Origin of the sequence: Glaciihabitans arcticus (assembly GCF_004310685.1) — a bacterium.
In the GTDB taxonomy this organism is placed as follows: domain Bacteria; phylum Actinomycetota; class Actinomycetes; order Actinomycetales; family Microbacteriaceae; genus Conyzicola; species Conyzicola arctica.
In genome coordinates, this window is sequence record NZ_SISG01000001.1 from 1,624,531 (window position 1) to 1,645,185 (window position 20,655).

A 20,655-nucleotide genomic window follows, 5' to 3' on the forward strand; every position below is an offset into this window, starting at 1 on the left:
CATCGTGTTCGCCATGGTGCTCGCCCTCGACTCCCGCTATCCGCTCGTCTGGCGCACGCCGTCGAGCCTGCAGCTCGGCGTGAGTACGCCACGAGCCGTGTTCGAGAACGTCGACCTCGCGACCGAGCGGATGCTCGACGCGCTCGTGGGCGGCGTCAGCAGCTCGGGGCTCATGATGATCGGAACCTCGGCGCGAGCGAGCGAGGCCGAGGTAGCCGCGTTCCTGCAGCGCGTGCGTCCGGCGCTGCGCACCCCGACCCTGCCGCGGGGGCGCCCCGACGTGCTCGTCGTCGGGCGGGGGCACACGGCGGCGCGCATCGCCGCAGGGATCGCGGCAACCGGCGCTCGCGTTGTGGAGTCATCCGCCCGGACACCGGAGACGCGCATCCGCTACGCGCTCGTTGTGCTCGTGAGTTGCTTCGTGGTGGAACCGTCGCTGCACGGGCTATGGTTGCGGCGGGACATCCCGCACCTGCCGGTGGTGCTGTCGGACACGACGGTCGAGATCGGGCCCACCGTCGAGCCGGGTTCCGGCCCCTGCCTGTACTGCCTGCTGCGCACCCGAACCGACGCGGATGCAGCCTGGCCGGCGATCGCCGCGCAGCTGTGGGGCAGGCGCAGCGCGCTCGACACTCCCCTGGTCGCGGGCGAGGTCGCGGCGATCGTGACCCGCATCGCGGCGGCGCGGCTTCGGCGGCCGGACGCCGTCGAGCCGGTGCACACGCAGCTCGAACTCGACCCGGCGACGGGGGCTGTGCGACGTTCGATCCGCCAGCGTCACCCCGAGTGCGAGTGTGCCGACCTACAGATCGTTCAGGAAGCGGGAGCGCTGGCGCCGACCGGTGCGCTGGCCCGCGCCGCCGCCCGACTCTGACCACGACAGGGCGAGCTTTGCGCGGGCGCGGGTGACGCCGACGTAGAGCAGTCGGCGCTCCTCCTCGACGGCCGCGGAGCTGCCCGCGTAGCTGATCGGCACGAGCCCCTCGGAGAGCCCGACGAGGTAGACGTTCTCCCACTCGAGGCCCTTCGCGGAGTGCAGCGTCGCGAGCGTGACAGCGGAGCGCTGCGGTTCGTGCTGGCCGCTCTGGCGTTCCTGCAGCTCGGCGACGAACTCGCGCAGTGTTGTGCCCTCGGGGGCCGCCTCGGCGAGCCCCATGAGCGCGTTGAGCGAGTCCCAGCGGTCGCGGAGGGCGCCGCGGGTTTCGGGGGCATCCTGCGTCCAGCCGAGCACACGCAGCACGTCGCTCACCGTCTTGAACAGGGGCTCACCGACGACGGAGACCGAGGCGCCCTTGAGCATCATGAGGGCCTCCTTGATCTCGCGCAGCTCGAAGAAGCGGGTGCCTCCGCGCAACAGGTAACTGACCCCGGCGTCATCCAGAGCAGCTTCGAGAGCGGCGGCCTGCACGTTGATGCGGTACAGGATCGCGATGTCCTCAGGTCTGGTGCCGGCCTCGATGTCGGCGGCGATCGCCTGGGCGACGGCGCGCGCCTCGCGGCTGTCGTTCTCGAAGGCGGTGATCGTGGGCGGCCGGGTCGCGGAGGGCGGAAGCGGCTCCGCCTCGTCGCGCTGCGGCGGGTGCAGCGTGAGCGCGCCCGGGCGCCCCTTCATCAGCCGGTTGGCCGAGTCGATGATCGCCGGCGTCGAGCGGTAGTTCTGCTCAAGGCGCACCACTACGGCGTCCTGGTGGGCGGACGGGAAGCCGAGCAGATAGTCGGGCGTCGCACCCGCGAAGGAGTAGATGGTCTGGCTCGCATCGCCGACCACGCACAGGTCGTTGCGGGTGCCGAGCCAGAGGCCGAGCAGGTCGTGCTGCAGGGGCGAGACGTCCTGATACTCGTCCACGACAAAGAACCGGTACTGCTCGCGCACCTGCTGGGCGACCCGCGGCTCGGACTCGATCATGCCAGCCGTGGCCAGCAAAACGTCTTCGAAGTCGAGCTGCCGGCGCTCGTCCTTGACGTCTTCATAGGCCTGCTGCAGGGCAACGGCCTTCTCCACGGTGAGCGCCTGGGGCAGGGTGCGCTTCTCGGCAGCCTTCGCATACTGGTCGATGCTCAACCGGGACACCTTGCGCCACTCGATCTCCGAGGCCGTGTCGCGCAGGGTCGGCGTATCCAGTTTCAACCGGATGCTGTCCGCGGCATGGGCGAGCAGCCGCGCCTTGCTGTCGATAAGACGCGGCATCGCGCCGCCCACGACCTGCGGCCAGAAGAAGTTCAGCTGCGACAGCGCGCTCGCGTGGAAGGTGCGTGCCGCGACCCCGGAGGCGCCCAGGTGGCGCAGCCTGTTGCGCAGTTCGCCGGCCGCGCGGCTCGTGAAGGTGAGGGCCATGACCCGTCCGGGCGGGTAGACACCGGTCGCCACCCCGTACGCGATGCGGTGGGTGATAGCGCGGGTCTTGCCGGTTCCGGCGCCGGCGAGCAGGCAGACCGGGCCGAGAAGGGTCTCGGCGGCCTGGCGCTGCTGGTCGTCGAGGTCGGCGAGCAGGGACTCGGCGTCGGTCATTCCTTGTCCTGCAGGGAGCCGCCGTACCATTCCTCGATGATGGCGCGGGCGATAGACGTGGGGCCGGGAAGCAGGATCTCGCCGAGTGCGTTGCGCAGCTCGTCACGGCTGAACCAGCGCAGGTCGAGGATCTCGTTGCCATCGGGCGTGAGGATGCTCTCCACGTCCGGGTCGACGCGGGCGGTGAAACCGAGCATGAGCGAGGCGGGGAACGGCCAGGGCTGGCTGCCGAGGTAGACGGGGTCGATCACGCGGATGCCCGACTCCTCGAAGATCTCGCGGGCGACCGCCGTCTCGAGCGACTCCCCCGGTTCGACGAAACCGGCGAGCAGCGAGTAGCGGTTGTTCTCCCAGAGCGCGTTGGAGCCGAGCAGGATGCGGTCGTTCGAGTCGGTCACGCCGACGATGATCGCGGCGTCGGTGCGCGGAAAGACCTCGCTGCCGGTGGTCGGGTCGACCCGCACCCAGCCGGCCTTCTCCGGTGTTGTCGCGACACCGGTGCGCGGCGAGAAGCCGTGCGAATCGTGCCAGTTGAGAATGCCGAGCGCCTCTGCGAACAGACCGGTGTCTCGATCGCTGAGCTTGTCGCCGATGCGGCGCAGATTGCCCCAGTCCGACTCGGCCAGGTGTCCGGCATCCTCGAGGAGTGCGGCGACGATCGGTGTGCCGACCGGCTCGGGGCTCGTCGTTGAGAGCGAGCGGCCCAGATAGACGAGCATGGCCGGCTTCGGGATGGCGTCGAACGGCACAAGCGCCAAGGAGGTCGGGGTCGCGAGCAGCGCTTCGCCCTGGAAGATGGGGAGCACCCGCGCGGTCGGATCGGCGCGCAGTTCGTCGAACAGGGCGGGGCGTTCGCGGGCGAGGTAGTCGCGATCGAGCTCGTAGCGCGACAGCGGGAGGCGCGCGAGGAATGACTGTGACATTGGCCGACCGTTCGAGAAGTGCGTGGCGTAAGAGCCTGCTGGCGCGGAGTCGACCTACCCTGTTCGTATGGCTCGATCCCATCTCACTCTAGCCGCGCTCGCGACCTCGGCCGTCGCCGACCTCGACCTCGTCTCCGCGTCCGAGTTCGGCTCGCGACACGACAACGAATTCGACTCGGCCCTGCTCACCGGCCGCGACGGCAAGCACTGGATCATCCGGGTGCCGCGCAGCGAGGCAGCGGAGGCTGCACAGTCCGCCGACCTCGTCGCCCTGCAGGCGATCAGCGCCGGTGTGCGCACCCGCTTGCCGTTCGCCGTCTCCAGTTTCGTCGGGCAGACCCCCGTCTCCGGCACGCGTGCCGTCGTCTACGAGTTCGTCTACGGGTCCAAGGTCGGACTCGGCGATGTCGAGCCCGCTCTCGCCGCGTCGCTCGGGACCGCGATCGCCGCGATCCACAACCTGCCGACCAGTTTCGTCGCTGATGCCGGACTGCCGATCTTCGGCGCGAACGAGGCACTGCGCGCGGCCGTGAGCGTGATGGACCGCGCGGCAGCGACGAGCCTTGTTCCCGCGGCGCTGCTCGCCCGCTGGGAATCCGCGATGGAGGACTCGAAGTTGTGGCAGTTCCAGCCCACCGTGGTGAACAACACCCTGAGCGCGGATTCGGTGCTCACCGCGCACGATGAGGTGACGGGCATCCTCAACTGGCAGGAACTGCGGGTCGCCGACCCCGCGCGCGACGTGGCCTGGTTGCTGGCCTCCCCCTACCCCGTCGTCGTGGACGCCGCATTCGACGCGTACACGAAGCACCGTGGCAGCGCCGACCGGCAGATCCGCCAGCGCGCGACGCTGTACTCGGAGCTCGAGGTCGCCAAGTGGCTGCTGCACGGCACCGATACCCGCAACACGGAGATCGTGGATGACGCGGTCGAGATGCTCGCGAGCCTCGTCGACGACGTGCAGAACGATGTGATGCACCCGATCGGCGCGCAGACCATGCCGACGATGGCGGTCGACGAGGTCGAGGCGTTCCTCGATCGCAACGAGCGTTCGGTCTAGCTGCCCAGCTTCTCATTCCAGAGTTCGAGCAGCTCGGCCTCGTCGAAGAGGCGCTCCGGCGTGATGATCCGGTCCTCGGAGACGTAGTAGAACACCGCGTCGATGCGGTCGGGTGAGATGCCGGTCCAGTTCGCATAGGCGAGCCGGTACAGCGCGAGCTGCAGCTGCTTCTCCTCGAGGTCGGCGGCATCGCGCGGTGCCTTGCCGGTCTTCCAGTCGACGACCTGGAAGCGGTCGTGCTGTAGGGCATAGACGGCGTCGATCTTGCAGATAACGATGCGACCGGCGAACGGCAGGTGGATCTCCCGCTCGACCTCGATCGGCCGCCGCGCCGCCCAGGGCGAGCGCGAGAAGGTGTCCTGCAGGGCTTCGAGCTGCTGCTGCTCGAGCGGGGCATCCTGCTCGTCGAGTTCGCTGACCAGCGAGTCGATGACCTCGGTCGAGCCGCTGAGCCCGAACCGCTCCTCCACCCAGCTGTGGAACAGCGTGCCGAGCCGCGTCGCGCGATACGGCCGCTGCGGCATGGGCCGGCGCAGATCCGAGGCGACCGCCACCGGGTCGGTCACAAAATCCTTGAAACGGGATGCCGGCACTCGCGTCGGAATATCAACGAGCTCGCTTGCCTCGAGTCGGCGGCGGCGCTCCTCGAGCAGCAGGTCGAGGTCGGCGTCCCACGCCCCCGCGCGTCCCGGAGTCGCGGAACGCACGAGTACAGCCCCGTGCTCCACGGCTGCGCGACGCTCCCCCAGCGGGTCGAGCGGCCAGGAGAGCTCGTTGGTCTCGCGGTCGAACGTGCTCTCCTCCGACTCGCTCGCAAGGGGCAGCTCGGCGATCACGCCGGCCTCGGCGAGCTCGCGCAGGAACGGACTCGGCGGGCGCTGGTTGTTCTGCCCCGCCCAGAACGAGCTGGTGAGCAGCAGTCCGTGGCGCGCGCGGGTGACGGCGACGTAGGCGAGCCGTCTCTCTTCGAGCTCGTGGCGGTGGCGCACGGACGCGGTGAACTCGCCCTTCGCGGCCAGCAGCGCCTTGCGGTCGACTGCATGCCTCCACTCGAATACGGGCAACTCCGCCGCGTCGCCGCGGAATTCGTAGGGCAGCGAGCCGAACGACAGCCAGCCGGTGAACCCCTCGCGAGGGCGACCGGGGAGTTCGCTCTCCGTCATCCTCGGCACAACGACGTGGTCCCACTCGAGGCCCTTCGACCCGTGCACGGTGAGCAGCTGCACCGTGCCGGGCTCGGCCTTCTCGGGGCGCGGCGAGAGGCCGTCACGCCACTCCGCCTCGGCCAGCCAGGCGAGGAATCCACGCAGGCTCGTTGACTCGTCGACCGCGAGGTAACCGCTCAACGCGTCGTAGAAGGCCTCCATGTTGGCACCGCCGAGCGGGCGGAACTCATTGGCCGCGACCTCGATGTCGAGCATCAGCTCCTGCTCGACGAGGGTCACGAAGTCGAGCAGTTCCAGGCCCGACCGAGCACGCAGCCGGGCGAAGAATTCACCGGCCTCGCGCAGCCGAGCGAGGCCGACCTCGCTGAACGTCTCGAGCACCACGTGCCCCTCGCGGGCGGTGCGGATGAAGTCGAGCGCGTCGACGATCGACCCACTCTCGCCCTCCGCGACGGAGGAGCGCATGCGGGCACGCACCTCTTCATCGAGCGGCTGGTGGGCGTAATCCCGCGCGTTCAGCCACGACGAGACGCCCCGCAGCACCTTGAGGTCGCGCACGCCGAGGCGCCAGCGCGAGCCGGCCAGTAGGCGGATCAGCTCGGTGCCGGCCGTCGGGTCGTTGATCACGGCGAGGGCACTGACCAGGTCGGCGATCTCGGGCTCGGCCATGAGCCCGCCGATGCCGAGCACGTGGAACGGCACGTCGTGCGTGCGCAGCGCCTCGATGAAGAATCGCTGGGTCGAGCGGGTGCGGAACAGCATCGCCGCACTCGGCAGCTCGCCTTTCTCGTTCGGCACGAGGCGCTGCTTGAGCCAGACTGCTGTGGTGGCCGCCTCCTCGAGCAGGGTCTCGGTCACCGAGATGTCGACGGGCTCGTCGGTGGCGAACGGCGCGGGCTCGAGCTTCTCGACCGCGACGCGGGTCTCGGGCACAAGCGGCTCCACGAGCGCATTTGCGATGTCGAGGATGCGCCTGCCGTTGCGCCAGCTCGTGGTTAGCGCGAAGTCGTGCACCTTCCCCCCGCCGAACTGGGTCGCGAACTCCTCGAGGTTCGCGGCGCTCGCCCCGCGCCAGCCGTAGATCGACTGGTTCGGGTCGCCGACCGCCATAACGGGATGCCCGCCGAAGAGTTCGGAGAGCAGCCAGGTCTGCACAACACTCGTGTCCTGGTACTCGTCGAGCAGCACCACCCGGTAGTGATCGCGGAAGTCGGTGATCACGCTCGGCACGGTGCGCACGATCTCGAGGGCGAGGGCGACCTGGTCGGAGTACTCGACGAAGCCGCGGGCTTTCTTGGCCCGGGCGAACTCCTCGGCGAGATCGACGAGCACGGGCAGGGCGCCGACGGAATGAGCGAGGCTCACCGCCTCGGCATAGGCGCCGGTTCCGCCCGACGGCAGGTCGGCGAGCGCGGCGAACTCGAGGGCCATCGCCCGAACCGCCGCCGGGTCGACGACGTTCTCGCTGAGCGCGTGGCTCAGCGAGAGCACGGCCTTGGTGACGATGTCCGCGTTCTTCTCGAGGTCTGGCAGTCGCTCGTCACCGCTACGCACCACGATCGAGCGAGCGAGCTGCCAGGCGGAGGCCTCACCGAGCACCGCGCCGTCGCTCTCCCGGCCGAGCAGCGCGGCGTTGTCGCGGTAGATCGTGTTGGCGAAGGAGTTGTAGGTCGACACGGTGGGCGGGTCGAACTCGTCGTACTCACCCGCGACGAGGCCCACTTCGGCGAGCTGGGCGATGCGCTCCCGGATGCGCTGCGCGAGCTCACCGGCCGCCTTGCGCGTGAAGGTGAGGCCGAGCACCTGGCCGGCTGTGACGTGCCCGTTGGCGAGCAGCCAGAGCACGCGGTTCGCCATTGTCTCGGTCTTTCCGCTGCCGGCGCCGGCCACCACCAGTGCAGGCTCGAGCGGCGCTTCGATAACGGCGCGCTGCTGGTCGGTGGGTCGCGGGAGGCCGAGGGCGTCGGCGATGTCGTAGGCGCTGATCGATTCAGTCACTGGACACCGCCCTCACCCGACGCAGCGCGCGACTGGGGTTGTTGGCTCCCCAGCCCTCCAGCTCGAGCAGGCCGAGGAAGCTGGCCTGCGCCATGTTCTGCGCGGCCTCGCGGATGCGCTGCCGGAATTCCTCGAGGGCCTCTTCGTCGAGGGACGCCTGCACCGCCTCCCGGTACAGCTTCGACTTGATGCCGCTCTTCACGAAGAGCAGCTTGGCGCCGCCGCTGCGGTGCTCACCGTGAGCGGCGAGGAACTCATCCAGAACCCCTTCTGCATAGGCGAGCTGGTAGGCACCGAGTTGCGGATGCGCGTCGATCTCGGCCTGTCGCGTCTCGGGGCGGCCCGTCTTGAGGTCCACGATGACCACGCGGCCGTCGGCGTCCCGCTCGACCCGGTCGATCGACCCGTTGACTTTCGCGCGACCGATGTCGAGGGTGAAGCGGCCTTCGGCCGCGACGAGCTGCTTGCCGTCGCGGGCGAAGTCGGCGAGGTACTCGGCGACTCCCCCGGCGAGGATGCGGGTCGCGCGCTTCTGGTGCTCCGACATCCACGGCGCCTCGAAACTGAGCTCGTTCCAGCGCCCCTCGATCGCGCCCCAGAGCGCCTCGACGGTCGGCTCGGTCGCGTTCTCCATCGCCCAGTGCACGATCGTGCCGAGCGCCATCGGTGTGCTCGGCTCGGAGCCCGCGATCGAGTCGACGAACCAGTCGAGCGCGCTGTCCTCGAAGCGGCTGAGCGCCGAGGGCGACACCGGCACCGGCTCGTCGTCACCGAATAACGGGTCAGGCGTCGAGAGCTCGAGCAGCCCGTGCCAGTCGTCGGGGCTTGCGCCGGGCACCTGCTGCTCGGCAAGACGTGCGAGACCGGATGCCGCGGCGGCTCGTTCCCGCTCCGATGAGCGCCCGGACACGAGCTGGCGGCGCAGCCGTCCCGTGACCCCGCGCAGTGAGAGTGGTGCGGATCCGGCCACATCGGCCACGGTGGCGTCGGGCGGAAGCAGGCTGAAGAACACGCTGCGCGCCTCGTCTTCGTTGGCGACGGCCGCGACGATGACCTGCGTGCTGGCTCGGGATACGGCGAGCGCGAACATGCGCAACTCATCCCCGAGCACCTGTTTGCGCGCGTTGATGACGCCGCTCTCGACGCCGGTGACGACCTGCACGAGCTCCTGCGGGCCCAGCAGCGAGCCGCGCAGTCGCAAGTTGGGCCACGCGCCCTCCTGCACTCCGGCGACGACGACCACGTCGTACTCGAGCCCGACGACGCCCTGCGGGGTGGAGACGAACACGGAGTCGGCGGCCGACTGCGGCGACAGCGTGTCTTCGGGCACCGCCGCGTCGAGCACGTTCACCAGGAAGTCACTCGCGGGGCGGCCCGGCTCGCGCTCGACGAAGCGCTTCGCTGCGGTGAACAGGGCGACCACCCCATCGAGGTGGCGGTTGGCCTCCGCCGCGACGATGCCGGTGCCGAGCGCCTGCTCGAACCAGGTCTTCGCGAGGCGACTGCGCTCCCAGATGAGCCAGAGCAGTTCTTCTATCGTGGCTCCGGTCGCGGCAGCCTCGCGCACGGCTGCGAGCATGGTGGCGACCCGTTCGGCGCTGCGGCCGATACGGTGGTCGATCGTCGCGAAGCGGCCCGGCGCGGCGAGTGCCTCGACGAGCAGCAGGTCGCTCGAGCGGTTGCCCTCGCCCGCGAGCTCCTCGGCGCGAAGGGCGAGACGCAGGCGGCGCAGGCCCAACCGGTCGAGCCCGCCGAATGGGCCGAGCAGGATCTCGACGGCGAGCTCGGGGTCGAGCGGAGTGCGGCCGATGCCGACGTCCACGACCAGCAGCAGGGCTCGCGAGGCGTGGTCGTCGCGTAGTGCCTTGCCTCCGACGGCGGTGCGGGAGGGCACCTCGGCGAGTGCGAGGGTGCGGGCGGCCTCGGGCACCTGCGCGCCCGAGCGCAGCACCACGGCCATGCGGCTCCATGGCACTCCGCGCTGCAGGTGGTGTTCGCGCAGCAGGCGCGCGACCGAGGCCCAGGTTCGGCCGGGCGTTGGTGCCTCCACTGCCACAACGGCGGGCACGTCTCCGGGCTCGCGTGCCGCGCGGGCACCCCGCTGCGGACCGGCCGCCGCGGTGCCGATGCGGTCGGTGACGCGCGTGGTGAACGCGCGCAGGGCGGGCGTCTGGCGGTGTGAGCTGGAGAGGAACAGTTGCGCCGTCGGGGTGCCGAGCACGCTCGACAGCCGGCCGAGCGCGTCGGGCTCGCCGCCGCGGAAGGCGTTGGACGCGACATCCGGATCACCGAAGGCGATCACCCGCACCCCTCGGGCGGCGAACGCACGCAGCAGCGCGATGGTCGACTCGGTGGCCTCCTGGAAGTCGTCGACGACGATCAGCCTGAGTCCCGCAACCCGCTCGCCGACGTGGCCGGTGCGCGGGTCGAGCGCGGCGATCGCGTACTGCACGAGCTCGGACGAATCGAGCTGGTCGGGACGCGAGGCCGTGATGACGGCCAGGTAGTCGTCGAGGAAGTCTGCTGCGGCGACCCACTCGGGATGCCCCGTCGCCCCGCCCAGGAAGCGCAGCCGCTCGGGGCTCACGTTGTATTCCGTGGCCCGGGCCATGAGTTCCCGCAACTCGGAGCGGAAACCGCGGAGCCGCCGCACATCGGGACCGAGCAGTTCGGGCCAGGCGGGGCCGGTGCCCTCCTCCATGTGCCCGTCGAGGAGTTGCCCGATGTCGGCGTCCTGGTCACCGCCGGTGACGAGTCGCGGGGCGGGGACGCCGGCGTTGCGCGCTGCCTCGGTCACGATCTCGAAGGCGAGCGAGTTGACGGTGCGGGCGAGGGGGCCGTTCGTGGGCACGCCAAGGCGCAGGGCGAGCGTGTCGCGCAGGCGGGTCGCGCTGGCCCGGCTTGTGGTGAGTGCGACGACCTCGGAGGGCTGCCAGCCGCGCCCGAGCACCCGGTCGGCGAGCGTCTCGACGAGGGTTGTGGTCTTGCCCGAGCCTGGGGCGCCGATGACTGCCGCACTCGCGTCGTCGGGCAGGTCGACTACGGCGCGCTGCGATTCATCGAGGTCGACGGCGGCCGCGGTGCGCTGCGCGGGCTGCGCGAATCCCCTGATCGCCATGCGCTCAACCGTATCGGGAGCCGGTGACAGTTCCGCTCCGAGTGAACGCGGCGACGGGACATCCCGCCAGTGTCGTAATCTTTCCTCGTGGACATTCGCATCGGTATCGCCAACAGCCCCCGTGAGATCAACTTCGAGTCGTCGCAGACGGCCCAGGAAGTCGAGCAGGTAGTCGCTACTGCCCTCGAGAAGGGTGACACGTTCATCCGTCTTCTCGATAACAAGGGCAAGCTCTACATCGTGCCCGTCGTCTCGTTCGCCTACATCGAGGTCGGCTCCGAGAGCACCCGTCGCGTGGGGTTCGTGGCCTGACATGGAACTGCTCTTCGTCGTTCTGATCTCCGCGTCGCTCGGACTGGCCGCGCGCTACGTCGTTCGTGGCCGTGAGACCTTCGGCGCCGCGCTGCTTCCTTCACTGAGCGCCGCCGTCTCGACCATCGTCTGGGTCGGCCTGCTCTGGGGTGCCAACTGGCAGTTCGACGGTGGCTGGATCTGGGTCGCGGCCCTCGTCTCCGGCCCGGTCGTCGCCGTCATCGTCGGCGCGCTGATTCCGGCACGTCGCCGTGCGGCCGACCGCGCGCTCCTGACGAAGCTCTCCGGCGGCAAGGCTTAGCTCGTCGGACCTAAGCGTTCAGCAGGCTCGGTGGTCAGCAGGCTCAGGCGGTCAGCCCGAGCGAGTCCATGCGGCGCGTGTGCGCGGCGATGAGCTCGGTGAACACCGGCTCGATGCGCGCCTCGTCTGAGACCAGATTGCTGGATGACGCCAGGCTCGCCCGCGCGATCAGCATTGTGTCGCCGACCAGGCGCCTGCCCCACATCGCAAGCCTCGACGACAGCTGGGGCTGTTCCTCGATCGCCGCACGGATCTCCTTGGCGAGCAGCTCGCTCGCCGCATCGGTCGCATAGACGGCCTTCAAGCGGTTGGCGGCCTCGGCCGGGAGGCCGGCAGCGAGACGCGCGAAGAAGTTGTCGAGGAATCCGGCAGTGACGTGGCACGAGACGAGCATCTCGAACCAGTCCGCACCCTGGGTGGCGCGCTGGTAGGCGTCGATCTCGGCCATAAACGGCTGCATCGCCGCTCCCGGCTCGGCGCCGTGGCGCTCGATCTCGAGTCGCAGGCCATTCTGGCGGGCGAGCGCGGCTGCGGCGACCCGGCCGAGAGTGTCCTTCGACTCGGCGGAGGGCGCGGCAGCAACGGCGGTGCTCAGGTTCTCGAAGATTATGAGCTGGATGTAGGCCGCCCGACCCAGCAGGGTCAGGGCGTCGGGGGTGAGATCCGCGAGGTCCACTTTGGTGGCCGCTTCCGCGTCAGCGCGGGGCCGAAGCCGGGGCACTTCGACGCGCCGTCGCGTGCGTCGCCACGGAAACCAATTCACCACGGCGACAGCCTAACTGGGTCGGAGAGGGTTTGAGGACTAAACTGGCCCGGTGCCCCCCATTTCTGGCGGGGGCTTTGCGCCCCAGGACAAAGCGGGCGCATCCCGCAATCTGACAGGGCTACCGTGACTTTCGCTGAACTCAATATCGACCAGGACATGGTTGACGCACTTGCTACCAAGGGCATCATCGAACCATTCCCCATCCAGACCCAGACCATTCCGATGGGTCTCGCCGGCCAGGACATCATCGGCCAGGCCAAGACCGGAACGGGTAAGACCCTCGGCTTCGGACTCCCCCTGCTGCAGTCGCTCGGCGCCAACCCAGAGCCCGGCGTGCAGGCGCTCGTCGTCGTCCCGACCCGCGAGCTGTGCGTGCAGGTCGCAGAAGACCTCACCCTCGCGGCATCCAACCGCGCCACCATCGTCGCCGCCATCTACGGCGGCAAGGCGTACGAAGGACAGGTCGAGCAGATCAAGTCCGGCGCACAGGTGATCGTCGGAACCCCCGGCCGCCTCCTCGACCTCGCGAGCCAGCGCCTGCTGAGTCTCAAGAACATCAAGGTCATGGTTCTCGACGAGGCCGACAAGATGCTCGACCTCGGCTTCCTCTCCGACATCGAGAAGCTGTTCGCCCAGACCCCGCCCGAGCGTCACACCATGCTGTTCTCGGCGACGATGCCCGGCCCGATCGTGGCGCTCGCGCGTCGCTTTATGAACAAGCCGATCCACATCCGCGCGACGGACCCCAACGAGGGCCTGACGCAGGCGAACATCAAGCACGTCGTCTACCGCGCCCACAACCTCGACAAGGATGAGGTCATCGCTCGCATCCTGCAGTCAGAGGGCCGCGGCAAGACCGTGGTCTTCACCCGCACCAAGCGCGCAGCCGCCAAGCTGGTCGAAGAGCTGAACGACCGCGGTTTCAACGCCGCAGCCGTGCACGGTGACCTGAACCAGGAGCAGCGTGAACGGGCGATGGCCGCGTTCAAGGCGGGCAAGAAGGACATCCTCATTGCAACGGATGTCGCGGCTCGCGGCATCGACGTCAACGACGTGACCCACGTGATCAACCACACCATCCCCGACGACCACGACACCTACCTGCACCGCGCGGGCCGCACCGGCCGCGCCGGCAAGACCGGTATCGCCGTCACCTTCGTCGACTGGGACGACATGCACAAGTGGGGCCACATCAACAAGGCACTCGACATGGGCATCCCGGAGCCGACCGAGACATACTCCTCGTCACCGCACCTCTTCACCGACCTCGACATTCCCGAGGGCACCAAGGGTCGCCTGCCCGGCGCCCCGCCCGCACGCGCCCGCGAGGCGGCACCCGCCTCGGGTGGCCGCGATGGCGGACGCAGCAGCGGTGGCGGTCGTGACGGTGGACGCTCCGGTGGCCGCGACAGCTCACGTTCCTCCGACGCCTCGCGTCCCCCGCGCCAGCGCACGGCTCCGGCCGGCGAGGTGCGCGAGAGCGCCGAGGGTGGCGGAACCCACGACGGCGCAGCTCCGACCCGTCGTCGTCGCACGCGCACGCGCCGCGGCGGCCAGGGCGCTCCCGGCGGAAACGCCCCCGCAGCCAACTAGCCGAAGTGCGGCCGGGATCCCGTCCCGGCCGCGACCAGCTTCTCGAGCACCTCGGGAGACGTGCTGTTCTCGGCCAGCCGGTTCGGTTTGCCGAGCCCGTGGTAGTCGCTAGATCCTGTGATCTCGAGGCCGAACTTCGCGGCGAGCTTCAGCAGCCAGCGCTTGCCGTCCTCCGTGTTGTCACGATGATGCACCTCGAGGCCGAACAGCCCGGCGTCGGTGAGTTCCCCGATGACCGCGTCATCCATCGCCCGATACTTGCCGTGGGTAGCGGGGTGCGCGAGCACCGGCACTCCCCCCGCCGCGACGATCATGCGCACGCCCTCGAGCGGCGAAGGCGCGTAGTACTTCTCGTAGTACCCGCCGCGCCAGTGCAGGATGCTCTCGAATGCCGCAGAGCGGTTCGCGACGTGTCCCTTGGCGACGAGTGCGTCGGCGATGTGCGGGCGACCGAGGGTTCCTCCGTCGATCGACTGGGCGAGAACGTCATCCCAGGTCAGGTCGTAGTCGGCCGCGATGCGCTCGACGATGCGTTCGGCCCGGTGCAGGCGACCGTCGCGGATGCGCGCGGTCTCCGAGATGATGTCGGGGTTCGCCGGGTCGAACAGGTAGGCGAGCATGTGCACGCTCGCCGGCCCGTAGTTGGTGCTGAGCTCCATGCCCGGGATGACGGTGAGCCCGGTTCCGACCGCCGCGGTGAACGCCTCGTGCCAGCCCGCGGTCGAATCGTGATCGGTGAGGGCGACGGTGTCGAGCCCTGCGGCCACCGCTGCGCGCACCAGTTGGGTGGGCGTCTCCGTGCCGTCGGACACGCTGCTGTGGGTGTGCAGGTCGATCACGGGCGCGGGCATCCTGCCATCGTATCTTCGTCACGGCCCGGCTCTCAGACTCGCAGGTTTCGTTGGTCTAGGCTCAACGGGTCATGCTCCGCCGTATTCTCGCTGCCGCCCTTCTCGTTGTGCTCGCCGCAGGCCTCCTGGTCGCCGTATGGCCGCAGCTGTTCGGGCTCCAGACGACCGCCGGAGTCGCGCAGGCCGTGTCCCTGCGGGGGCTCGCGATTGCCGTCGCCGCGTGCTGCATCGTCGGGCTAGGGCTGCTGGCACTCGTCTCGACGACGGTACGGCGGCTCGCGGCATCCCTCGCCCTCGTCTTCTTCGTCTTTGTGCTTCTGAGCGGTGCCGTGGTCGCGACCCGCGGTCTCGGCAACCCCGCACTCGAGACCAAGTCCGACAACGACATCACGGTTCTCAGCTGGAACACCCTCGGGGATGCCCCCGGCGCCGAGGCGATCGCGAAGCTCGCCCTCGACTCCGAGGCCGACATCATTGTGCTGCCCGAGACGACAAAGGCCCTCGGCGACGACGTGGCGGGCCGCATGGCCGCCGCGAACCGCATGATGTGGAGCTACACGCTCGCCTACGACCAGGTCTCGAAGGCCCGGTCGACGACGCTGCTCGTGAGCGACGACCTGGGCGAGTACCGCTTCGACGCCGGCGCGCGCACGACCAGCGTGCTGCCGAGCATCGTGGCGACACCCGTCTCCGGCACCGGTCCGACCATCATCGCCGTGCACCCGGTGGCGCCGATCCCCGGCGAACTCGACAACTGGCGCAGCGACCTGCAATGGCTTCGGGATGCGTGCAACGGCCCCAACGTCATCATGGCCGGCGACTTCAACTCGACGATCGACCACTTCGCCGGGCTCGGCAACGGCGACGGCACGGTCCTCGGCGATTGCCGGGATGCCGCTGCCCTCACCGACAACGCCGCTGTCGGCACCTGGCCCACGACCCTCCCCGCTCTTGCCGGGGCACCGATCGACCACATCATGCAGACGGCGAACTGGCGCGTCAGCGGGATGCGGGTGTACGAGTCCTACGACGCGTACGGCAGCGACCACCGTCCGATCATCGCGCAGCTCTCGCCCGCCGGCTAGCTACGGAACTGCGCCACCAGGAGCCTGGCCATCGACTGCGCGCGCTTCGCGGCGTCGAGGTCACCCTCGCAGGCCTGCACGATCGAGCCCTTCATCAGGATACCGAAGGACCGCGCGAACTCATCGGGGGTCGGGATGCCGGCCTCGGCCGCGAGTCCCTCGACGATCGAGTGGATCGTGCCGAGGTGCGCGCGGCTCGCGATGCCCGCGGGATGATCCGCACCCATCTCGAGCAGCGTACCGATGAAGGAGCAGGCCTCGAAGTCGTCGCGGCGGAACCACTCGTCGAAGACATCGAAGATGGCGAGCAGCTGCCCCTCGGGGTCGACGGCGCGCGAGCGGGCACCGGCCTCGACGGCACCGAACGTCCAGATCTCTTCGCGACGCTGGAGGAACGCGAGCACAAGCTCATCCTTCGACGCGAAGTGGCGGTACAGGGTGGCCTTGGCGACATCGGAGGCGACGATGATCTCGTCGATCGCGACATCCCGTATACCACGGCGTGCGAACAGGTCGTAGCTGGCAGAGAGGATGCGCTCGCGCGTGCCGAGCCGGAGCTCGGGAACCGAGTCTTCGGATGGCGCGTCGGGCTGCAGGAGGAGCGACATTCCGTGCCTCGCGTTCAGGAAAATGATGGGTAATCTCACGGTACTCCCGACACCACGGCCCGTGGTGATCAAAACGAGACCTAAAAGGGGCTAGACCGAACTGTACGTTCTCTGCAAGCATGACACTGTTCCCCCGATTTTCGGGGGTAAGTGAGGCTGACCCCCGATGACGTACTCAGAAGATCCCGACACCGACGACGCAGGCACGCCCTCCATCGACGCGCTTCCCACCCCCATCTCCTCCATCGCGCACGTGAGTCTGGTTCCCACGCACGCGCCCCTGATTCCCGAGTACGCGGATACCGCCCTCTCCCCCGAGGGCCAGCCCGCGCACCTGTACCGCCGCAGTTGATCTGTAGCGCCGCAGTGAGGCGTCCGGCAACGGCCGGCGGCACCTAGCGGCCGGCGACCGCCGCTTTCGGGTGGCGGCGGTCGCCGGTTCCCTTCCTTTGTGGCCGCGCGCGCTTGGGGGGACAATGGGGCATGGCCACGAACCCCGCAGATCAGTCAGCCCCCGCCGTCCTCCCGGAATCAGCCCCCGAGACCGAGGCACCCCGCGCAACCTCCAATCGGTCGACGACACCGCTGTCCGACACATTCAAGGACTTCATCTCCGGCGGCTGGGCCGAGCGGTCGGACCCGCTTCCCGCTCCACGCGCGCAGGCGGCCTTTGCCGCGGCACGTCGCGCCGCCATCTCCGCGCTGCACCCAGGTTTGCGCATCGTCATCCCGGCAGGTAGCGCGAAGGTGCGCTCGAACGACACCGACTACGCCTACCGACCGCATTCGGCCTTCGCGCACCTGACCGGCTGGGCGGCCGACGCCGTTGCCGGCAGCGTGCTCGTGCTCGAGCCGACGGCCACGGGTCACGAGGCGACGCTGTACTTCCGCGAGGCCGCTGGCCGCGACTCCGACGAGTTCTACGCCAACCCCGAGATCGGCGAGTTCTGGACCGGCGCGCGTCCCTCGCTCGCACACGTCGCCGCCGACCTCGGCCTCGCGACGGCGAACCTCGACGCGTTCGCCGACGTTCTTGAAGCGACGGATGCAACGACTCTCCTCCTGCGCGACGGCGACTCCTCGATCACCGACCAGGTCGACGGACGTCGGCTCCTGGCCGCGGACACCGAGGAGCTGGACAACGACGGCGATGCCGATCTCGCCCGCGACCTGAGCGAGCTGCGTCTCGTCAAGGACGCCTGGGAGATCGAGCAGATGCGCCTCGCCGTGAACGCCACTAAGCAGGGCTTCGACGACGTCATCACCGACCTGCCGCAGATTGTCGCGCACGAGCGCGGCGAGCGCCTCGTCGAGGGCACCTTCAATCGCCGCGCTCGCGCCGAGGGCAACACCGTCGGCTACGACACGATCGCGGCGAGCGGACCGCACGCGTGCATCCTGCACTGGACCCGCAACGACGGGCCGGTTGTGCCCGGCGACCTCATCCTGCTGGACGCGGGCATCGAGCTTGACAGCCTCTACACGGCCGACATCACCCGAACCCTGCCGATCAGCGGCACGTTCACCGAGGTTCAGCGTCGTGTGTACGAAGCGGTGCGCGAGGCGGCGGACGCGGCGTTCGCGATTGTGCGGCCGGGCATCCGGTTCAGGGAGATCCACGCCGAGGCGATGAGGGTCATCGCGGCTCGCACAGCGGACTGGGGATTGCTGCCGGTCACTGCCGAAGAGTCGCTGCAGCCCGAGCACCAGTACCACCGCCGCTACATGGTGCACGGAACGAGCCACCACCTGGGTCTCGACGTGCACGACTGCGCGCAGGCACGCCGCGACCTCTACCTCGACGGTGTGCTCGAGGCGGGCATGGTGTTCACGATCGAGCCCGGCCTGTACTTCCAGCCCGACGACCTGACCGTGCCCGGGGAGTACCGCGGCATCGGCGTGCGCATCGAGGACAACATCCTCGTCACGGCGTCGGGTGCGGAGAACCTCTCGGTCGGCATTCCGCGCACGGCAGACGACGTGGAGGCCTGGCTTTCAGCTACTCCTTGACCGGCTCCGGCCGGGCGAGTAGTTCCTGCGCCTGGGCGGTGAGCGCGGGGTCAATGACCACCTGGTAGTTGCTCGCGAGCACCTGGTGGGTTGAGGTGAAGTCCCGGCGGCGTCGGCTGAGCGAATACGTGACGATGCCGAACAGCATCCCGAAGCCCGCACCGATCAGCGCTGCAGCGGCTACGAGGGTGAGTACGGGCGCCTGCGAGAACAGGAACAACAGCAGGCCGATGAAGAGACCCAGCCAGGCTCCGCTCGCGGCGCCGCTCAGCGCCGCACGGCCGTAGGTGAGCTTGCCGGTCACGCGTTCGACGGTCTTCAGGTCGTTGCCGACGATGGCGAGCTGCTTGACCTCGAGGTCGGACTTGGAGAGCCGGTCGACAACTTTCTGGGCCTCGAGGTAGGTGTCGTAGGTGCCCAGAACGTCGCCCTTCGGAAGGCTTGGCTGAACGGGCGCCTTGCGGCCGAACGGGTTCACGTTGCTCACGCCTTCATTCTCCCACCGCGACGGTAGGGTTTTAGCTGTGAGCACGACACGCGTCTTTGCCGCCCGCCTCGCCGGGTGCTCCGTTTTCGACCCCAACGGCGACAAGGTCGGCAAGGTGCGCGACGTTCTCGTCGTGTTCCGCTCGACCGATGCCCCTCGCGTCATCGGCTTCATCGTCGAGGTTCCGGGCAAGCGCAACGTGTTCCTGTCGATCGGCCGCATCACGAGCATCGGCTCGGGCCAGATCATCACGACCGGCCTCATCAACCTGCGCCGCTTCGAGCAGCGCGGTGGCGAGGTCCGCGTGATCGCCGAACTGCTGGGCCGCAAGGTCACGCTCAAGGACGGCTCCGGCATCGCGACGATCGAAGATGTCGCGATCGAAGAGATGGGCCTCGCCGAGTGGGAGGTCTCGCAGCTGTTCTGCCGACGCCCGAAGACGACCGCGTCTCCGTTCGCGAAGGGGGCGACGGCGTTTGTGCGCTGGGCGGACATCCGCGAAGAGGAAGCGGTCAAGGGCGAGGCACAGTCGGCCACCCAGCTCGTCGCGAGCTACGCGGACCTGCTGCCGGCCGACCTCGCGAATGCCATGCTCGATCTGCCCGGCCAACGCATGCTCGAGGTTGCCGAGGAGCTCAGCGACGACCGCCTCGCCGACGTTCTCGAGGAGATGCCCGAGAGCGAACAGGTCGACATCCTCAATCAGCTGGATGACGATCGTGCCGCCGACGTTCTCGACCAGATGCAGCCGGATGACGCTGCCGACCTCATCGCCGCACTCACCGACGAACGCGGTGAGGTGCTACTCGACCTCATGGAGCCCGAAGAGGCCGAGGACGTGCGCTTCCTGCTCTCGTACGCGCCCGACACCGCGGGTGGCCTGATGACGACCGAGCCGATTATCGTCTCGGCTGAGGCGACGGTGGCCGAGGGCCTCGCTCTGATCCGCCGCCACGAGCTCGCCCCCGCCCTCGGTGCCGCGATCTGCGTCACCCTGCCGCCCTACGAGCCGCCGACCGGCCGCTTCCTCGGCATGGTTCACTTCCAGCGCATGCTGCGCTACCCGCCGAACGAGCGTCTCGGCACCCTGCTCGATCAGACCCTCGAACCCGTGCAGGCAAACACCAGCGCGGCCGAGGTCTCCCGCATCCTCGCGAGCTACAACCTCGTGTCCGTTCCCGTGGTGGACGAGCACAACCGACTGGTCGGGGTGGTGACCATTGACGATGTCCTCGACTATCTGCTCCCTGACGACTGGCGAAGTACCGACTCGGATTCTGATTCCGACGAGAAACGCCCCGTGAGCACTTCGACCGCCACCATTCCCGTGAAGAGGAGGACACCGCATGGCTCGCGCTAACCGTTCCTCCCGTCGCGACGACCGCCTCGACTCCCCCAAGGGCCTGCGCACGTCCTTCCGCCTCGGCGGAAACCCCAGCCAGGATCGCTTCGGGCGCTTCACCGAGGCGATCGCCCGCGGCATGGGCACGCCGTGGTTCCTGTTCGGCCTGACCGTCTTCGTCATCCTCTGGATGATCTACAACACCGCTGCACCCGAGGGCATCCGTTTCGACGACGCGGCGATCGGCTTTACGGCCCTCACGCTGATCCTCTCGTTGCAGGCCTCCTATGCCGCGCCTCTCATCCTGCTCGCCCAGAACCGTCAGGACGACCGCGACCGCGTGCAGATCGAGCAGGATCGCCAGCGCGCCGAACGCAACCTCAACGACACCGAGTACCTCGCCCGCGAGGTCGTCTCGCTGCGGCTCGCAATGCGCGACCTCGCCAGCAAGGACTTCATCCGCGCCGAACTGCGCGCCCTGCTCGCCGAGCTGGACAAACCCGACGAGGACGACAAGCGTGAGTGA

Annotated in this window: 18 protein-coding genes; 10 read left to right on the forward strand and 8 right to left on the reverse strand. The window is 69.0% G+C overall.

Features of this window, described 5'->3' with window-relative positions; translation table 11 throughout:
• Positions 1-4: 4 nt before the first annotated feature.
• Entirely contained in the window at positions 5-874 is an 870-nt protein-coding gene (locus tag EYE40_RS07830; RefSeq protein ID WP_130981423.1) for a hypothetical protein, read from the forward strand.
• On the opposite strand, the gene EYE40_RS07835 is transcribed toward EYE40_RS07830, so the two are convergent.
• The gene (locus EYE40_RS07835; protein WP_130981424.1) at positions 803-2,509 is read right to left on the reverse strand and encodes an ATP-dependent helicase; all 1,707 of its coding nucleotides are present in this window, start codon (positions 2,507-2,509) and stop codon (positions 803-805) included. The genes EYE40_RS07830 and EYE40_RS07835 overlap by 72 nt on opposite strands.
• The gene (nudC, locus tag EYE40_RS07840) at positions 2,506-3,432 is read right to left on the reverse strand and encodes an NAD(+) diphosphatase (RefSeq protein WP_130981425.1); all 927 of its coding nucleotides are present in this window, start codon (positions 3,430-3,432) and stop codon (positions 2,506-2,508) included. Before nudC ends, EYE40_RS07835 begins: the two co-directional genes overlap by 4 nt.
• A 67-nt stretch (positions 3,433-3,499) precedes the next feature.
• Here nudC and EYE40_RS07845 point away from each other — a divergent pair, with 67 nt between their 5' ends.
• Positions 3,500-4,492 (forward strand): phosphotransferase, encoded by a 993-nt coding sequence (locus tag EYE40_RS07845; protein ID WP_130981426.1) that lies wholly within the window; start codon positions 3,500-3,502, stop codon positions 4,490-4,492.
• Here the strand turns inward: EYE40_RS07845 and EYE40_RS07850 are convergent.
• Complete coding sequence (locus EYE40_RS07850) at positions 4,489-7,656, reverse strand: ATP-dependent DNA helicase (RefSeq protein WP_130981427.1); 3,168 nt, start codon at positions 7,654-7,656, stop codon at positions 4,489-4,491. The two genes, EYE40_RS07845 and EYE40_RS07850, sit on opposite strands and share 4 nt — an antisense overlap.
• Entirely contained in the window at positions 7,649-10,774 is a 3,126-nt protein-coding gene (locus EYE40_RS07855; RefSeq protein WP_130981428.1) for an ATP-dependent helicase, read from the reverse strand. Before EYE40_RS07855 ends, EYE40_RS07850 begins: the two co-directional genes overlap by 8 nt.
• 87 nt (positions 10,775-10,861) lie before the next feature.
• Between EYE40_RS07855 and EYE40_RS07860 the strand changes: the two genes are divergently transcribed.
• Both EYE40_RS07860 and EYE40_RS07865 read left to right on the forward strand, forming a co-directional pair.
• Positions 10,862-11,086: a DUF3107 domain-containing protein gene (locus EYE40_RS07860; protein ID WP_130981429.1), complete on the forward strand. Its 225-nt coding sequence runs from the start codon at positions 10,862-10,864 to the stop codon at positions 11,084-11,086.
• Between the two features lies 1 nt (position 11,087).
• Positions 11,088-11,387 carry a hypothetical protein gene (locus EYE40_RS07865; protein WP_130981430.1) on the forward strand — a complete coding sequence of 100 codons (300 nt, stop codon included), beginning with the start codon at positions 11,088-11,090 and terminating at the stop codon, positions 11,385-11,387.
• Positions 11,388-11,430: 43 nt separating this feature from the next.
• On the opposite strand, the gene EYE40_RS07870 is transcribed toward EYE40_RS07865, so the two are convergent.
• Entirely contained in the window at positions 11,431-12,063 is a 633-nt protein-coding gene (locus EYE40_RS07870) for a ferritin-like fold-containing protein (protein WP_130981431.1), read from the reverse strand.
• A 213-nt stretch (positions 12,064-12,276) separates the two neighbouring features.
• Here EYE40_RS07870 and EYE40_RS07875 point away from each other — a divergent pair, with 213 nt between their 5' ends.
• Positions 12,277-13,746: a DEAD/DEAH box helicase gene (locus EYE40_RS07875; protein WP_130981432.1), complete on the forward strand. Its 1,470-nt coding sequence runs from the start codon at positions 12,277-12,279 to the stop codon at positions 13,744-13,746.
• Here the strand turns inward: EYE40_RS07875 and EYE40_RS07880 are convergent.
• Positions 13,743-14,597 carry a PHP domain-containing protein gene (locus EYE40_RS07880; protein ID WP_130981433.1) on the reverse strand — a complete coding sequence of 285 codons (855 nt, stop codon included), beginning with the start codon at positions 14,595-14,597 and terminating at the stop codon, positions 13,743-13,745. The genes EYE40_RS07875 and EYE40_RS07880 overlap by 4 nt on opposite strands.
• 71 nt (positions 14,598-14,668) lie before the next feature.
• Between EYE40_RS07880 and EYE40_RS07885 the strand changes: the two genes are divergently transcribed.
• On the forward strand, positions 14,669-15,682 hold the full coding sequence (locus EYE40_RS07885; protein ID WP_130981434.1) for an endonuclease/exonuclease/phosphatase family protein: 1,014 nt from the start codon (positions 14,669-14,671) through the stop codon (positions 15,680-15,682).
• Here EYE40_RS07885 and EYE40_RS07890 read toward each other — a convergent pair.
• Positions 15,679-16,290: a TetR/AcrR family transcriptional regulator gene (locus EYE40_RS07890; RefSeq protein ID WP_130981435.1), complete on the reverse strand. Its 612-nt coding sequence runs from the start codon at positions 16,288-16,290 to the stop codon at positions 15,679-15,681. The genes EYE40_RS07885 and EYE40_RS07890 overlap by 4 nt on opposite strands.
• 166 nt (positions 16,291-16,456) lie before the next feature.
• Here EYE40_RS07890 and EYE40_RS07895 point away from each other — a divergent pair, with 166 nt between their 5' ends.
• Together EYE40_RS07895 and EYE40_RS07900 are read left to right on the forward strand one after the other, a co-directional pair.
• On the forward strand, positions 16,457-16,642 hold the full coding sequence (locus EYE40_RS07895; RefSeq protein WP_130981436.1) for a hypothetical protein: 186 nt from the start codon (positions 16,457-16,459) through the stop codon (positions 16,640-16,642).
• 131 nt (positions 16,643-16,773) lie between these two features.
• On the forward strand, positions 16,774-18,300 hold the full coding sequence (locus tag EYE40_RS07900; protein ID WP_130981437.1) for an aminopeptidase P family protein: 1,527 nt from the start codon (positions 16,774-16,776) through the stop codon (positions 18,298-18,300).
• Here the strand turns inward: EYE40_RS07900 and EYE40_RS07905 are convergent.
• Entirely contained in the window at positions 18,290-18,787 is a 498-nt protein-coding gene (locus EYE40_RS07905; RefSeq protein ID WP_240034757.1) for a YflT domain-containing protein, read from the reverse strand. The genes EYE40_RS07900 and EYE40_RS07905 overlap by 11 nt on opposite strands.
• 37 nt (positions 18,788-18,824) lie before the next feature.
• Here EYE40_RS07905 and EYE40_RS07910 point away from each other — a divergent pair, with 37 nt between their 5' ends.
• Complete coding sequence (locus EYE40_RS07910; protein WP_130981438.1) at positions 18,825-20,147, forward strand: magnesium transporter MgtE N-terminal domain-containing protein; 1,323 nt, start codon at positions 18,825-18,827, stop codon at positions 20,145-20,147.
• Complete coding sequence (locus EYE40_RS15605; RefSeq protein ID WP_130981439.1) at positions 20,134-20,655, forward strand: DUF1003 domain-containing protein; 522 nt, start codon at positions 20,134-20,136, stop codon at positions 20,653-20,655. Before EYE40_RS07910 ends, EYE40_RS15605 begins: the two co-directional genes overlap by 14 nt.